Consider the following 16080-nt stretch of genomic DNA (forward strand, 5'->3'; position numbering starts at 1 on the left):
CCGGGGGCCGTGAAGCCCCCGGCGTTGGCTCAGTTGCGCGACGGGAACAGGCCGTTCAGGGCAACGCTGAAGTTGAGGACCAGGGCGGGGTTCAGGATCGGCAGTGGCTGACTGCCGCCGGTGGAGGAAATGTCTCCGGTGACGGTGGTGGTCACACCCTTGAGCGGCACCGGTGTGGCGCCTTGGGCGTCGGAGTAAATGTTCGCCGAACCCGGGCCGCCGCCGGACGCGCCGATGTACGAGTTGGTAGCGGTCGGCACGGTCGCCGGATTGCTGGCGGGTACGGCCAGCGACAAGGCCGTGTTGGCGGTGAGGCCGGTCATGGCGTGGGTGTGGTTGGGCATGTTGGCGATGGTGGCGGTGACGTTTTCGGTGCCGTACACCTGACCGATGATGCGCGGCGTCAGGCCCAGCCCAGTGCCTTGTGCGACGGGCACGCGACCTTGCAGGTTGGGCAGTTGAAAGTTGGTCGTGCCATTGCCGCCGTAGTAAGTGCCCAGCAACGAAAACAACGCCTGGTATTGCGAGATGCCCAGGGTTTGCCCGTTGCACAAGGCCCAGCCACTCGGGGCGAAGTTGAAGGCGAACGGTTGAATCGTACCCATAAAGACTTCCATGGTTCCTCATCCTTCTGTTGTGTGGTCGGCGCGCCGCGCGGTCGCCCTGGTTGTGGGGCCGGTCGAAACGTTTTGCTGACTCCTTCCTTTTGCGCGGGCAGGTCACGCCAAGCCGTAGCGTAGACCCGGATCGACGGACTTGCCGGACGTCGTCACGGCCGCGCGTCGACTTCGGCGCTGGCCTACAGTGTTCGCAGTCAATGACGCAAATCGTGTTCGCAAAAAACGCTGAGGGGAGGTTGATGGAGGTCCTTCGCGAGACGCCGCTGGGGGATACCCAGGACCCGTTCGCTGCACCGAATGCCGGTGTCCGGCGCCTGTTGCGCTGGGCGCGCGAGCACTGGTTGATACCGATCCTGTTGCTGGCCACCGTGGTGCGTTTTTATGACCTGACGGCGGCCGCGATCTGGGGCGATGAAGGTTCGAGCCTGTTGCTGGCGCGCTATTCGCTGGGCGGGATCTGGACGCACGCCGCGTTCGACGTGCATCCGCCGCTGTACTTCATGCTGCTGCACGGCTGGATCGGCGTGTTCGGCGACGGCCTCCTGGCCATCCGCAGTTTCAGTGCGCTGGCCGGCATCGCCACAGTCGGGCTCGGCGTGAGCCTGGTCGACCGGCTGGCCACCCGCCGCGCTGCAATCATCGCCGGGGTGTTGCTGGCGCTGCTGCCGACGGCGGTGCGCTACAGCCAGGAAGTGCGCATGTACGCGTTGCTTGGCTTGCTGCTGATCGGCGCGACGCTGGTGCTGGTCAAGTGGATCCGGCGCCCGCAGCGTCACCGCTATCTGCTGATCTACGCGCTGCTGATGACGGCGGCGTTGTACACCCACTATTTCGCGGTGCTGGCTGCGCTGAGCCATTGGCTGTATCTGGGGCTGATCCGGCTGTTGCCGGGTTATCGCCTGCAGCATCTCCAGCGCAAGGACTGGTGGCTGGCCAATCTGGCCATCGTCGCCCTCTACTTGCCGTGGTTGCCGAATCTGATCGACCTGCTGCAACACATGGACGCGCTCAAGGCCGGCGGCGATGTGGGCTGGGAAGATCCGGTGACCCTGTCTTCGCTGCCGTCGATGATCTGGCTCTGGCTGATCCAGGATGAGGGCGAGCAGCTGCCGTTGCTGCTGTTCGTCGGTGTGCCGCTGGCCTTGCTGGTGCTGGCGGGTATCGCCGTCGCCCGGGATCGCAGCGTGAACCATGGCAGCGTGCTGCTGGCGCTCTACACCGGCGTGCCGTTGTTGCTGGTGTTCGCCGTGTCCTTCATCACGCCGGTGTTCATCGAACGTTACCTGACTGCCTACGCGCTGGGGCTGCCGATGCTGGCGGCGCTGGCCATCGACCGCCTCTACACCGGCGTGCGCGTGCTGGCGGTGGCGGTGCTGCTATCGCTGCTGGGGGGCGAGATGATCGGGGTTAACGCCAACGCCACGGTCGACCGCAATGACCAGTTCAACGTCATGGTCGATTACGTCAACCGCCACTTCGCCAGCGGCGACCGGATCGTTACCAGCGACATGCTTTGGTACCTCAGTTATGTCTATTACAACCGCACGGACGCTCAAGTCCGGCTGTTTACGCCGCCCACCGCCGGAGGTCGATCGACTCGCCCGAACCACTACGGCTTCGGCACGCTGGTATCCGATGGGGTTTACCTGGATCGGTTGGGAGACCTGCCGAAAGACAGTGCCCGGGTCTGGTTGATCGGTGATCTGGATGCGGATGTGCCGGACCCGTTTCAGCCCTTGCCTGCGAACTGGCAGCTGCGGGATCAGGTACAGGCGGGCGGGGCGAAAGCGCGACTTTTTTCGTTGCAGGCGCCCAATGCTGCGGGAGAAAACTGACTTAAACGCTTCACCATTTTATTCGCGATAAAAACGAAGTTTTTAAGTCCGTTTTGCTCTGTTTTGATATCAAAACACTACTAGTCGAAAGGGTATTGTTGGACTACGCTCGTCGGACAAAAGGACTTACAAATACGGTGAAGGGATTGCAGCAGTTCCACTTTATCTCCGGCTTGCCGCGCTCAGGTTCTACCCTTCTTTCTGCAATTCTTCTGCAGAACCCGCGCTTTCATGCCGGCATGACCAGTCCGGTCGGTGCGCTGTTCTCCGGTGTCCTTGAACAATGCAGCGCCGGCAGCGAATTCGGCGCGGTGATCGATACCGACATGCGCCGCCGCCTGTTGCGCGGCCTGTTCGATTCCTACTACGCCGACAAGGCCGACAAACCGGTGGTGTTCGACACCAACCGCCAGTGGTCTGCGCGACTGCCGGCCATCAACGACCTGTTCCCGCAAGCCAAAGTCATCGCCTGTGTGCGCAACGTCGCCTGGGTGATGGACAGCCTCGAGCGGCTGTACCGCGCCAATCCTTTTGAAAACACCAAACTGTTCGGCGATGCGGTCGAGCGCAATACCGTCTACAGCCGCTGCGAAACCCTGGCCCAGCGCAACCGCCTGGTGGGTTTTGCCTGGGCGGCGCTCAAGGAAGCCTATTACGGCGAGCACGCCGATTCGCTGCTGATCGTCGATTACGACCTGCTGACCCAGGCCCCGGAGCGGGTGCTGCGGCTGGTCTACGACTTCATCGGCGAACCCTGGTTCGAGCACGATTTCGAGCACCTGGCCTATGACGCGCCGGAGTTCGACCAGGCCCTGGGCGTGGCCGGCCTGCACAAGGTCAAACCCAAGGTCGCCCTGCAGTCGCGGCGCACGATTCTGCCGCCGGACCTGTTCAAGCAATACGCCGATTTGTCCTTTTGGCTCGATGGCTCAGCCAGCGCTGCCAATGTCATTCGTATGAAGTCCGACGCCGCGATCAGTTGATCGCGGCGTTTTTCATTGATGCGTCAACAACTGTGTTCGAGTCCGGGTGAGCAGCATGTGGTGGAGCAAGCAGAAGTCGCGGGTTACCGAAGGCCAACGGACGCTGGCGGCGCCCATGATCATGTCGCTGGAACCGCGCATGCTGTTCGATGGCGCCGTCGCGGCCACCGTGGCCGACACCGCCGCCCAGGCCGACACCGCCGCCCAGGCTGACAGCCATGCCACCGCCGATGCCGCGAAAGCGCCGGCTGCCGATCACCCGAGCGCCAGCAAGGACACCCACGGCCAGGCCGACGCCACGCCCGCCGCCAGCCCGGTCGCGGTGCCGGGGCAGAGCGTGGTGTTCGTCGATTCCCGGGTCAAGGATGCCGACAGCCTGCTCAAGGGCGTGGCCCCCGGAACGCAAGTGGTCAAGCTCGATGCCGGCAAGGACGGTTTGCAGCAGATCGCCGATTACCTCGACCAGCATCAGGGCGTGAGTTCGGTGCAAATCATCGCCCACGGCAACGCCGGTGACCTATGGCTGGGCAACAGCTATCTGTCGGCCGACAACGTTGCCCAGCGCAGCGCGATCCTGGCGGAAATCGGCAAGGACATGAACGTCGGCGGCGACATCCTGATCTACGGCTGCTACACCGCCGAAGGGGATCGTGGCCTGAGCTTCGTCGATTCGCTGGCGCAATTGACCGGCCGCGACGTGGCCGCCTCGACCAACCGCACCGGGGTGGGCGGCGACTGGGATCTGGAGATCGCCACCGGCAACATCGAAAGCGCCAACGTGCTGTCGACCCAGGCGATGAGCGAATACCAGTGGGGCCTGGCCACCTGGACCGCCACCAACAATGCCAACACCGGGGTCGGCTCGCTGCGCGCAGCGCTGGCGTCGGCGCAGAACGGTGACATCGTGACTTTCAGCAGCGGCATGACGGTGCAGCTCACCTCGGAATTGCTGATCAACAAGAACATCACGGTCGATGGTGACCTGAACAACGACGGTGTCGCCGACGTTACGCTCGATGGCCAATACCGGACCCGAGTGGTGGAAATCACCTCCGGCAGCACGGTGACCCTGGATGGTCTGGTTATCACCCGGGGCCTGGTCTCGGGCAACGGTGGCAATGGCGGTTACGGTGCAACCGGCGCCATGGGCGGCGGGATTTTCAACGCCGGTATCCTGACCCTGAACAACGTTTCAGTCACCGGCAACGCGGCGGCCGGCGGTGGTGGCGGCGGTGGTGTCACCGGTGCGTTTTACGGAGGTGGCGGCGGCGGTGGCGGTGGTCTTGGCGGTCAGGGCGGCGGCCATGGCGGCACGGCCGGACCGGGCACCGGAACCCTCGGCGGGCAGGCCGGCAGCGGCGGTGTCGGCGGTTACGGCGGTGGCTACGACGCGACGCACATGGGTGGCCGCGGCGGCTCTACCACCGGCGGCGCCGGCGGTGTAGGCGTGTCCTATTACAGCAACGGCGGCAATGGCGGCACGGCCAGCAACGGCACGATTTCCATCGGCGGCGGCGGTGGCGGCGCAGGCTGGGACAAGGTCGGCGGCGCGGGCGGCAATGCCGCCGGCGGCATTTACAACGCCTCGACCGGCACCCTGAAAATCGTCGGCACTTCGGTGATCAGCAACAACCTCGGCGCCGGTGGCGGCGGCGGTGGTGGTGGCGGTTTGGGCAGCAACGCTTCCAACGGCGGTATTGCCGGACGCGGCGTCGGCGCGATCTGGAACCAGGGCGGCACGGTGCTGATCACCGCCGCCAACTTCGCCACCATCAGCGGCAACGCCGCCGGCAGCGGTGCCGGTGGTGTGGCATTGGGCGGCGGCACGAACGGTACGTCACCGACCGCCGTTGCGGCGATCTTCAACAATGGCGGCACGCTCAACACCGCCTACGTGGAACCGCCGACCGCGACCATCGTAATGTCGGACACCGCGCTGAAAATCGGCGAAACCTCGCTGGTGACCATCACCTTCAGCCGGGCAGTCACCGGGTTTACCAACGCCGACCTGACCATCGCCAACGGCACGCTGACATCGGTCAGCAGCAGCGACGGCGGCCTGACCTGGACCGCGACTTTCACGCCGACCAACAACATTACCGACAGCACCAACCTGATCACCCTCGACAACACCGGGGTGACCGCCATCAGCGACGGCGTGGCGGGCGTCGGCACGACCAGCTCGGTCAATTACGCGATCGACACCGCACGGCCGACCGTGACTATCGTGATGTCCGACACGGCGCTGAAGATCGGCGATACCTCGCTGGTGACCTTTACTTTCAGCGAGGCGGTAACCGGCTTCACCAACGCCGACCTGACCATCGCCAACGGCACGCTGAGCGCCGTGAGCAGCAGCGACGGCGGCATCACCTGGACCGGAACGTTCACCCCGACGGCCAGCATCACTGACACCACCAACCTGATCTCCCTGGACAACACCGGTATTGCCGACCTTGCCGGCAACGCCGGCAGCGGCACCAGCGATTCGGCCAATTACGTGATCGATACCGTGCGCCCGACGGCGACCATTGTCGTCGCCGACAGCAATCTGGCGGTGGGTGAAACCTCACTGGTGACCATCACCTTCAGCGAAGCGGTCAGCGGTTTCACCACCGCCGACCTGACAGTGGCCAATGGCACCCTGACCGGCCTGAGCAGCAGCGATGGCGGCATCACCTGGACCGCCACGCTCACGCCGACCAGCAACATTACCGATACCACCAACCTGATCACCCTGGACAACACCGGGGTCGTCGATCTGGCCGGCAACGCCGGCAGCGGTACCACCAACTCCAACAACTACGCCATCGACACTGCGCGTCCGACTGCGACCATCGTGGTGGCCGACAACAGTCTGCGAATCGGCGAAACCTCACTGGTGACCATCACCTTCAGCGAAGCGATCACCGGTTTCACCAACGCCGACCTGACCATTGCCAACGGCACATTGACGGCGGTCAGCAGCAGCGACGGCGGCATTACCTGGACGGCGACGTTCACGCCGACCGCCAGCATCACCGACGCGACCAACCTGATCACGCTGAACAACACCGGCATCGCCGATCTGAACGGCAACGCCGGCAGCGGCACCACTGACTCCAACAACTATGCCATCGATACCGTGCGCCCGACCGCGACCATCGTGGTGGCCGACAACAACCTGCGGATCGGTGAAACTTCGCTGGTGACCATTACCTTCAGCGAGGCGGTCAGCGGTTTCACCAACGCCGACCTGACGGTCGCCAATGGCACGTTGAGCGCGGTCAGCAGCAGCGACGGCGGCATCACCTGGACCGCGACGTTCACCCCGAGCGCCAGCGTCACCGACACCAGCAACCTGATTACCCTGGACAACACCGGCATCGTCGACCTGTCGGGCAACGCCGGCAGCGGCACCACCGATTCCAACAATTATGCGATCGATACGGTGCGGCCAACCGCGACCATCGTGGTCGCCGACAGCAATCTCACTGCCGGTGAAACCTCGCTGGTGACCATCACCTTCAGCGAAGCGGTGAGCGGTTTCACCAACGCCGACCTGATCATTGCCAACGGTACGCTGACCGCCGTGAGCAGCAGCGACGGCGGTATCACCTGGACGGCCACGTTCACCCCGAACGTGGGCGTCAACGACGCGACCAACCTGATCACGCTGGCCAACACCGGCATCTCCGACCTTTCGGGCAACGCTGGCAGCGGCACGACCAACTCCAACAACTACGCCATCGACACCGTGGTGCCGACTGCGACCATCATCGTGTCCGACCCCAGCCTGAAAATCGGCGAGTCCTCGCTGGTGACCATCACCTTCAGTGAAGCGGTGACCGGTTTCACCAACGCCGACCTGACGATTGCCAACGGCACGCTCAGCGCGGTGAGCAGCAGCGACGGCGGCATTACCTGGACGGCAACCTTCACGCCGACCACCAACATCACCGACGCCACCAACCTGATCACACTGGACAACTCCGGTGTGCAGAACCTGTCGGGCAACGCCGGCAGCGGCACCACCGATTCGAACAACTATTCGATCGACACGGTCCGTCCAACCGCCACCATCGTGGTCGCCGACACCGCGCTCGGCGTCGGCCAGACCAGTCTGGTGACCATCACCTTCAGCGAAGCGGTGACCGGTTTCACCAACGCCGACCTGATCATCGCCAACGGTACGCTGAGCGCGGTGAGCAGCAGCGACGGCGGCATCACCTGGACCGCGACGTTCACGCCGGCGGCGGGCATCACCGACACCACCAACCTGATCACCCTGGACAACACCGGTATCTCCGATCTGGCGGGCAACGCTGGCAGCGGCACTACGGACTCCAACAACTATGCGGTCGACAGTCAGCGTCCGACGGCGACCATCGTCATGACCGACAGCGACCTGCGGCCCGGCGAAACGTCGCTGGTGACCATCACGTTCAGCGAGGCGGTGACCGGTTTCGACAACTCCGACCTGAGCGTCGCCAACGGCACCCTGAGCAACGTTTCGTCGAGCGACGGCGGCATCACCTGGACGGCCACCTTCACGCCGAACATCGGCGTCACCGACCTCACCAACCTGATCGTCCTGAACAACACCGGCATCACCGACCTGGCCGGCAACACCGGCACCGGCACCACCAGTTCGGCCAACTATCAGGTGCAGACTCAGGTGCCGACTGCCACCATCGTGGTGGCCGACACTTCGCTCAAGGCCGGGGAAACCTCGCTGGTGACCATCACCTTCAACGAAGCGGTCAGCGGTTTCGACAACAGCGACCTGACCATCGCCAACGGCACGCTGAGCAACGTCAGCAGCAGCGACGGCGGCATCACCTGGACCGCCACGTTCACGCCGACCAACAACATCACCGACAGCAGCAACCTGATCACCCTGAACAACGCCGGGGTGGCCAACCTGTCGGGCAACAGTGGTGTCGGCACCACCGATTCCAATAACTTCGCCATCGATACCGCGCTGCCGACCGCCACCATCGTGGTCGCCGACAATCGCCTGGGCATCGGTGAAACCACCACGGTGACCATCACCTTCAGCGAGGCGGTGAGCGGGTTCGATCTGTCGGACATCAGCGTCGCCAACGGTTCGCTGTCGAACCTGACCAGCAGCGACGGCGGCGTGACCTGGACCGCGACTTTCACACCGACAGCCAACGTCAACGATCCGACCAACCTGATCCTGATCGACACCGCCGGTGTCCAGGATCTGGCCGGCAACCTTGGCGCGAGCATCGCCATCTCCAACAACTACATCCTCGATGCGACCCGGCCGACGGTGAACATCGTGGTCGCCAATCCAAATCTGGGCATCGGCCAGAGCACCACGGTGACCTTCACCTTCAGCGAGGCGGTGAGCAATTTCGACCTGTCCGACCTGAGCGTGACCAACGGTGACCTGAGCAACCTGACCAGCAGCGACGGCGGCAAGACCTGGACCGCGACCTTCACGCCGACTGCAAATGTCACCGACCCGAGCAACTTCATTGCGCTGGACACCAGCAACGTCACCGACCTTGCGGGCAATGCCGGCAGCACGGTGGCGGTGTCGAACAACTACGCCCTCGACAGCGAACGGCCGACCGCCACGGTGGTGATCGCCAACCCGAACCTGGGTGTCGGTCAGACCTCGCAGGTGATCATCACCTTCAACGAAGCGGTGAGCGGTTTCGACCTGTCGGACCTCAGCGTGGCCAACGGCACCTTGTCCAACCTGAGCAGCAGCGACGGTGGCAAGACCTGGACGGCGACCCTGACGCCGAACGCCAACGTCAACAGCGCCAGCAATGCGATCAGCCTCAACATGGCCGGGGTCAGCGACTTGTCGGGCAACAGCGGCAGCAGTATCAGCAGCTCCGGTAATTACGTGATCAACACGGTGCCGGCGGTGACGCCCACTTCGCCATTGATCGTGGTGACGCCGGATCCGGAATTCCGCAGCAGCGATCCGGTCGCGCCGCCACCACCGCCGAACGTTCCGCTGCAACCGATCGTCTTCTCGCCGCCCACCGGCGACCTCGGTTCACCGCTGACTTTCGCGCCGTTGTTCGAACAGCGGGTGATCGGCAACGGCATCCGCCCGCTGGGGGACATTTTCATCAATCGCGGTGCGCTGAGCCCGAGTTTCATTGCTCAGGTCTTCAGCAGCAGCGACAACCTGGGTGACGGTTCCGGTCATGGCTTCCTCGGGTTTGGCGGCGGCGATGGCGGCGTGTTCGGCAGCAGCACGCTGTCGAGCCTGTTCAATCAGGACAGCAGCGCCGAGCGCGATTCACTGAACGCCTTTGGCAGCCAGTCGATCAAGGGCGGTGATATTTCCCAGGGCCTGCGCGGAGTGTTCGGCGCGCCGACCCTCGGCCAGCAACTGCAACAGATCAAGGACAGCGAGCAGCAGCGGGTCGACAACCTGGCGGCAGCTCTGCAACAGGTCGGCATCAGCGAAATGCCGGCCTGACAACACACAACAACTCACATATGTGCGGGACCTAGGGGCGATCCAGGGATGAAGAAAAGTCAGAAGTTGTTCGGCGCCAGCCTGCTGGCGCTGGCGATCAGCGGATGTGCAGTGACCAGTGAACCGATCGAACGCAGTGTCAGTGAACAAAGGGCCCGGGCCGACCTGCAAAGCATGTACAAGGGCCAGGAACCGCTGAGCGGTCCGCTGACCCTGCACCAGGCGATGGCCCGCGCGGTGAAGTACAACCTCGAAGGTCGCTTGAAAATCATGGAGGAGGCGCTGGCCAAGCGGCAGCTCGACCTCGCCAGTTTCGACATGCTGCCGCGCATGGCGCTGGACGCCGGTTACGTCGGGCGCAACAACGTCAGCGCCTCCAGCAGCCAGAGCGTGCGCACCGGCACCCAGTCCCTGGAACCGTCGACCTCTCAGGACCGCGACCGCGACGTCGCCGACCTGACCATGGTCTGGAACGTCCTCGATTTCGGCGTCAGCTACATCAGTGCCAAGCAGCAGGGCGACCAGCGCCTGATCGTTCAGGAACGCCGGCGCAAGGTGATCAACACCATCGTTCAGGACGTGCGGTCGGCCTATTGGCGGGCAATGGCCGCCGAACGTCTGCTCAAGCAGATCGACAGCCTGATGGCGCGAGTCGATACCGCCCGTCGCAACAGCGAAAGCATGAGCGAACAGCGCATCGGCGATCCGGTGCAGTCCCTCGGTTATCAGCGTTCGCTGATCGAGGCGACCCGGCAACTGGAAGAACAGCGCCGTGCGTTGTCGCTGGCGAAAACCGAACTGGCGACCCTGATCAACCTGCCGCTGGGCACCAACCTGACGTTGGCCACCGATGACGGTTATCAAATCCCGGAACTCAAGGTCGATCTGAGCAAACTCGAACAGGAAGCCCTGACCAGCCGTCCGGAACTGCGCGAGCAGGATTACCAGACCCGGATCAGCGCCGCCGAAACCCGCAAGGCCATGCTGCGTCTGCTGCCGGGCCTGGAGTTCTCCGCCGGCGGGCATTACGACAGCAACTCGTTCCTGGTCGAGCAGGGCTGGGCCGACTACGGCGTGAAGGTCACCTGGAACCTGTTCAACGTGATCTCCGCCCCGGCGGCCATCGACGTGGCCAAGGCCGGTGAAGAAGTCGCCGCCGCGCGACGTCAGGCGATGTCGATTGCGGTGCTGGCGCAGCTCTACGTGGCCAACGCCAACTATCAGGAGGCGCTGCGCCAGTTCAAGACCAACCAGCAACTGTCGGACATCGACGGGCAAATTGTCGGTCAGTTGCGTAACCGTCGTCAGGCCGACGGCATTGGTGAACTGGACCTGATTCAGGGCGAACTCAACACCTTGCAGGCCGACTTGCGGCGTGATCTGTCCTATGCCGATCTGCGCAATGCCTATGGCCAGATCTTCGCCAGCGCCGGCCTTGATCCGCTGCCGGATCAGGTGCAGTCGACCGAAGTCCAGTCGATCGCCACCGCGCTGGCCAACCGCGAAGCCGCGTGGGCCTCGGGGGATATTTCGCTGCCGGTGGCCCATGCCTCCGCGCAGTGACGTATTGGCGCCGACCGCCAGTATCAGCCGTGCACAACGTGAGGCCCGCAACGGCCATCGCGGCACGGCGATGCTGCTGACCGGCTTGCCGGCGGCGGGCAAATCGACCCTTGCCCAGGCGTTGCACGCCGAGTTGTTCAGTCGCGGTCTGCAAAGCGTGGTGCTCGATGGCGACGGATTGCGGGTCGGGCTCAACCGTGACCTGGGTTTTACCGATGCCGACCGGCTGGAAAACATCCGCCGCGCCAGTGAGTTGGCGGCATTGCTGGTGGAGAACGGGCAAATCGTGATTCTGGCGATGATCGCGCCGCTGGCGGAACTGCGCGAGGTGTTTGCCCGCCGTTTGGGCGAGGACTATCGCGAGGTCTGGTGCAGCGCCGCGCTGGCGGTGTGCGAGCAGCGCGATCCGAAAGGGCATTACGCCCGGGCGCGGCGCGGCGAGCTGGCCGGGTTTACCGGCGTGTCGGCGCCTTACGAGGCGCCGGCCCAGGCTTCGCTGGTGCTCGACACCGGCACGCTGTCGGTCGAAGCCTGTCTGGACCGGTTGCTGACCTGGCTCGGCGAAACTGCGGTGTTGCCCAAGGCATGAGCCGGCCGGCGTTCTCACGGTTGCCGGTGACGGTGGACCTGCCGTTGCTGTTGCAGGCGCTGGCGGCGATTGACGACGCTGCCTGGCGCGGTCATTTCAACACCGCTTATTTCGCCGGCGACTGGAGCGGCGTGGCGCTGATTTCCGCCGCCGATGCGCTGACCGAGCTGTCCCCCGGCAGTGCCGAACCCGTACAACGCGCCCCTTGGCTGAATGATGGTCGCTGGCAGCAGGCCCTGCGGGATCTGCCGCTGGAAATCGTCAGTGCGCGGTTGTTGCGACTGGGCCCGGGCGGGCAGATTCATGAGCATCGCGACTATGACCTTGAGGGCGCGGACGCCGATTTGCGCCTGCACATTCCGCTGCTCAGTCCGCCCGCCGTGGACTTCTGGCTCGACGGCCAGCGGATGCCGATGAAAGCGGGGGAATGCTGGTTTCTCGATCTCGCCCGACCGCATCGGGTCGACAATCGCGACAGCACCGCTCGGGTTCATCTGGTGCTCGATTGCCGCCCCGCGCCTTGGCTGGAACAGATGATTGTTGACGGTTTGCCGAGCACTCCGCTGCCTGATGGCGCGGAGACAATGCTGCAGCGATTTCAACGGTTGCTGGTCACGGATCCGGTGTTGTCCGCAACGTTGCAGGCATTGCACGACCCTGAAGCATTTATCGTCCAGACGCTGGCGTTGGCCGCTGAACGTGGCCTGCATTTTTCCCGTGAGGAACTGCTGGCGGCGATGCGTAACGGTCGCCGGTCATGGAACGAACAATGGCGCCTGTGAATTTCGACGGCTGGTTGCCGATCCGCATCTGGAAAACCGCCGGGCAATGGCAGGTCGACTGGTGCTGGTTTGGCGACACGCCGCTGCATCAACCGTTCTTTCGTGAAGCCGTCGAAGACGCGTTGCGCCTGCCGTTCAATCAGGCGTTCCGCCGGCAAACACCCTTGTCGGCGCTCATGGATTGGCAAGCGCTTAGTCCGGGTCTGCCGCCGAGCGCCTTCATCCTGCACGCCTCGCGTTGCGGCTCGACGCTGATCAGCCAGATGCTCGCCCGGCTCGACGATCACATTGTGGTCTCGGAGCCGCCGCCCCTTGATGCCTTGCTGCGTAGCGATTTGCCGAACGAAGAACGCCGCGCAGCCATCGCCGGATTGCTCTCGGCGTACGGCCAGCGACGGCGCGGCATGGAGCAGCGATTGGTGATAAAGCTCGACGCCTGGAACATCGGCGAATGGCCGCTGCTGCACGAGTGTTTTCCCGATACGCCGTGGCTGTTTGTCTATCGCGATCCGCTTGAAATTGCCGTCTCGCACCTGCGCCGCCCCGGCCTGCACATGGTGCCGGGTGCGCTCGGCGATTGCGTGCTGGACGATGATTTACCGTTCGAGGGCCGTGAGGATTTCATCGCCCGGCGGCTGGGGCGCCTGCTGGAGGCAGGGTGGGTGCATTGTCGTGACTCCGCCGGGCTGGCGCTCAATTACAGCGAATTGCCCGACGCGATGAGCGGGCGGCTGGCGCGGTTTTTCAAGCTGAGCGCCGCGCAGTGTGAACTGGCGCTGGCGGCAACGGCGCAACACGCGAAGCAGCCGTCACAGCCCTTTGTCGTTGATGGTGAACACAAGCGCCGCGAGGCATCGGCGTTGTTGCAGGCTCGGGTCGAACATTGCGCCCGTGCACCCTATGCCGCGCTGGAACGCCTGCGCGCGCTCACGATTTCGCCGACAGATCCGCCATCCCCTTGAGCAGTTCGATCGGCAACGGAAAGACAATGGTCGAGCTCTTGTCACCGGCAATCGAACTTAAGGTCTGCATGTAGCGCAACTGCATGGCGCCGGGCTGGCGGCCAAGCATTTCGGCGGCCTGCATGAGTTTTTCCGAGGCCTGCAATTCGCCTTCGGCGTGGATCACCTTGGCTCGCCGCTCCCGCTCGGCTTCAGCCTGCTTGGCAATGGCGCGCACCATCGATTCGTTGAGATCGACGTGTTTGATCTCGACGTTGGCGACCTTGATGCCCCAGGCGTCGGTCTGGGCGTCGAGCACTTGCTGGATGTCGATGTTCAGGCGTTCGCGTTCGGCCAGCAGTTCATCCAGTTCATGTTTACCGAGCACCGCGCGCAGGGTGGTCTGGGCCAGTTGGCTGGTGGCCATGAGGAAATCTTCGACCTGGATGATCGCTTTCTGCGGGTCGAGCACGCGGAAGTACAGCACCGCGTTGACCTTCACCGACACGTTGTCGCGGGTGATCACGTCCTGTGGCGGCACGTCGAGGACGATGGTGCGCAAGTCGACCCGGACCATTTGCTGCACCACCGGGATCAGCAGGATCAGCCCCGGCCCCTTGACCTGCCAGAAGCGTCCGAGCTGGAACACCACGCCGCGTTCGTATTCGCGCAGGATGCGGAACGTCGAGCCGGCCAGGGCGATCAGCAACAGCAGCAGCGCGACAAAACCGATTTGCAGACCCATGATCACTCTCCGAGCGGTGCCGCGTCAGTCGCGGCCACTTGCAGCAACAGGCCCTTGCGCCCGACCACACGCACCGGTTGCCCGGTGTGCAGCGGCGTGGCGCTCAGCACCTGCCAGCGTTCTCCCTGCAACTGCACCCAGCCGTTGCGGCTGTCTTCCGGTTGCACCACCGTCACCGCCGTGACACTGCCGAGCAGGCCGGCATCGCCGCTGACCGGGTGGCGCGGTCGGGTTTTCAGGGCGCGGATCAGCAGCGCGATCAGCAACAGGGCGCTGACCAGGCCGAGGCCGATCATCATTGGCACCGGCAGCTCGGCGTTGCTCAAGATCAGCGCGCCGATCACGAACATGACGATACCGCCGAGGCCGATCACGCCGTAGTTGGGCAGCGCGGCTTCGGCGATCAGAAATGTGATGCCCAAGGTGATCAGCCACAGGCCGACCGGACTGACGGCGGTAAACGGGGTGTCTGCCGCAACGACTGATCCACTCAGCAGTAACAGGGCAAGCGCACAGCAACGGATGTTCACGTGACCCTCCGCGAGAGCCAAGGCTTGTTCTTACAGTCTAGTTGAGGCTGCGACTGGATGATTTTTGATCAGTTCGCCCGCCCCGCCAGTGGGCGGATTTCCCGGTGTTCGCGGCCCGCCGGACTAGACTTTCAAGAACAGCCACAGCGTTTCATTACCGTCCGCCGCGCAGCGTCGGTGGGCACCGAGGTGCATCATGCGTATGGCCAAGAAAGTGCAGAGCAGCCTCAACCGGGCGCAATGCGAATATGACATCGTCACCCACCCGCACTCGTCCAGCAGCCTGGAAACGGCGCGGGTCTCCGGGATTGCCGCAGAGCGGGTGGCCAAATCGGTGATCCTGGACGACCGCCACGGGCACTACCTGATGGCGGTGCTGCCCGCCAGCCGCCACCTGGACTTGAGCAAAGTGCGCAGCAGCGGCGAATGGCAAATCACCCGCGAAAGCAATCTGGCGCACATTTTCGACGACTGTGAGCGCGGTGCCGTACCGCCACTGGGCGACTCCTACGGCCTGGACATGGTCATCGACCCGCTGCTGACCCGGCAAAAAGACATCTACCTGGAAGCCGGCAACCACAACAACCTGCTGCACATGAGCATGCCCGAATTCCTGAAAATGGTGCCGCATGCGCAGGTGCGGGAACTGAGTCAGTAGCTTTTTTAGCGTCTGTGCCGACGCCAATCGCGAGCAAGCTCGCTCCCACAGGTTCTGCGCTAAACCTGAGGGAGCGAGCTTGCTCGCGAATCTATTACATCCACCTGGTCTTCGAAGGAGCAGAACAATGGAAAACCCGACGCACAGCCTCCCATCCCTGTTCAAACAGCTCGGCCTGGACAACGACCCGGTCAGCATCGACCAGTTCATCGCCACCCATTCCCCGCTCAAACCCGAACTGCACCTGTGCGACGCGTTTTTCTGGAGCAAGAGCCAGGCGGATTTCCTGCGGGACGAGATTCTCGATGATGCGGATTGGGCGGAGGTGGTGGATCAGTTGGATGTGATGTTGAGGAAGGGGCGGGCGGGGTAAAGACCGG

At 63.8% G+C, this 16080-nt stretch carries 12 protein-coding genes; 9 read left to right on the top strand and 3 right to left on the bottom strand.

The window, feature by feature from the left end; all coding sequences use genetic code 11:
• Positions 1-29: 29 nt before the first annotated feature.
• Positions 30-617, bottom strand: coding sequence for a phage tail protein (locus KJY40_RS01775; RefSeq protein ID WP_230734617.1), 588 nt, complete (start codon positions 615-617; stop codon positions 30-32).
• Between the two features lie 242 nt (positions 618-859).
• On the opposite strand from KJY40_RS01775, the gene KJY40_RS01780 reads away from it, so the two are divergent.
• The 7 genes from KJY40_RS01780 (at position 860) to KJY40_RS01810 (ending at position 13788) form a co-directional block, all read left to right on the top strand.
• Positions 860-2455 carry a glycosyltransferase family 39 protein gene (locus KJY40_RS01780; protein WP_230734619.1) on the top strand — a complete coding sequence of 532 codons (1596 nt, stop codon included), beginning with the start codon at positions 860-862 and terminating at the stop codon, positions 2453-2455.
• 137 nt (positions 2456-2592) lie between these two features.
• Entirely contained in the window at positions 2593-3438 is an 846-nt protein-coding gene (locus KJY40_RS01785; RefSeq protein ID WP_011331872.1) for a sulfotransferase family protein, read from the top strand.
• A 55-nt stretch (positions 3439-3493) separates the two neighbouring features.
• Positions 3494-9892, top strand: coding sequence for an Ig-like domain-containing protein (locus KJY40_RS01790; RefSeq protein ID WP_230734621.1), 6399 nt, complete (start codon positions 3494-3496; stop codon positions 9890-9892).
• 48 nt (positions 9893-9940) lie between these two features.
• Entirely contained in the window at positions 9941-11455 is a 1515-nt protein-coding gene (locus tag KJY40_RS01795; RefSeq protein WP_115076103.1) for a TolC family protein, read from the top strand.
• Complete coding sequence (gene cysC / locus KJY40_RS01800; RefSeq protein ID WP_230734623.1) at positions 11439-12044, top strand: adenylyl-sulfate kinase; 606 nt, start codon at positions 11439-11441, stop codon at positions 12042-12044. Before KJY40_RS01795 ends, cysC begins: the two co-directional genes overlap by 17 nt.
• Positions 12041-12826: an aspartyl/asparaginyl beta-hydroxylase domain-containing protein gene (locus tag KJY40_RS01805; RefSeq protein ID WP_230734625.1), complete on the top strand. Its 786-nt coding sequence runs from the start codon at positions 12041-12043 to the stop codon at positions 12824-12826. Before cysC ends, KJY40_RS01805 begins: the two co-directional genes overlap by 4 nt.
• Positions 12814-13788 carry a sulfotransferase family protein gene (locus KJY40_RS01810; protein WP_230734627.1) on the top strand — a complete coding sequence of 325 codons (975 nt, stop codon included), beginning with the start codon at positions 12814-12816 and terminating at the stop codon, positions 13786-13788. Before KJY40_RS01805 ends, KJY40_RS01810 begins: the two co-directional genes overlap by 13 nt.
• On the opposite strand, the gene KJY40_RS01815 is transcribed toward KJY40_RS01810, so the two are convergent.
• Complete coding sequence (locus KJY40_RS01815) at positions 13754-14512, bottom strand: slipin family protein (protein ID WP_007957673.1); 759 nt, start codon at positions 14510-14512, stop codon at positions 13754-13756. The genes KJY40_RS01810 and KJY40_RS01815 overlap by 35 nt on opposite strands.
• 2 nt (positions 14513-14514) lie before the next feature.
• Complete coding sequence (locus KJY40_RS01820; RefSeq protein ID WP_230734629.1) at positions 14515-15042, bottom strand: NfeD family protein; 528 nt, start codon at positions 15040-15042, stop codon at positions 14515-14517.
• A 196-nt stretch (positions 15043-15238) separates the two neighbouring features.
• On the opposite strand from KJY40_RS01820, the gene KJY40_RS01825 reads away from it, so the two are divergent.
• Both KJY40_RS01825 and KJY40_RS01830 read left to right on the top strand, forming a co-directional pair.
• On the top strand, positions 15239-15700 hold the full coding sequence (locus KJY40_RS01825) for an aminoacyl-tRNA deacylase (protein WP_007957669.1): 462 nt from the start codon (positions 15239-15241) through the stop codon (positions 15698-15700).
• Positions 15701-15827: 127 nt separating this feature from the next.
• Positions 15828-16073, top strand: coding sequence for a DUF2789 domain-containing protein (locus tag KJY40_RS01830; protein ID WP_197870268.1), 246 nt, complete (start codon positions 15828-15830; stop codon positions 16071-16073).
• Positions 16074-16080: the final 7 nt, after the last annotated feature.

The sequence above is a fragment of the Pseudomonas fitomaticsae genome, from assembly GCF_021018765.1.
In the GTDB taxonomy this organism is placed as follows: Bacteria; Pseudomonadota; Gammaproteobacteria; order Pseudomonadales; family Pseudomonadaceae; genus Aquipseudomonas; species Aquipseudomonas fitomaticsae.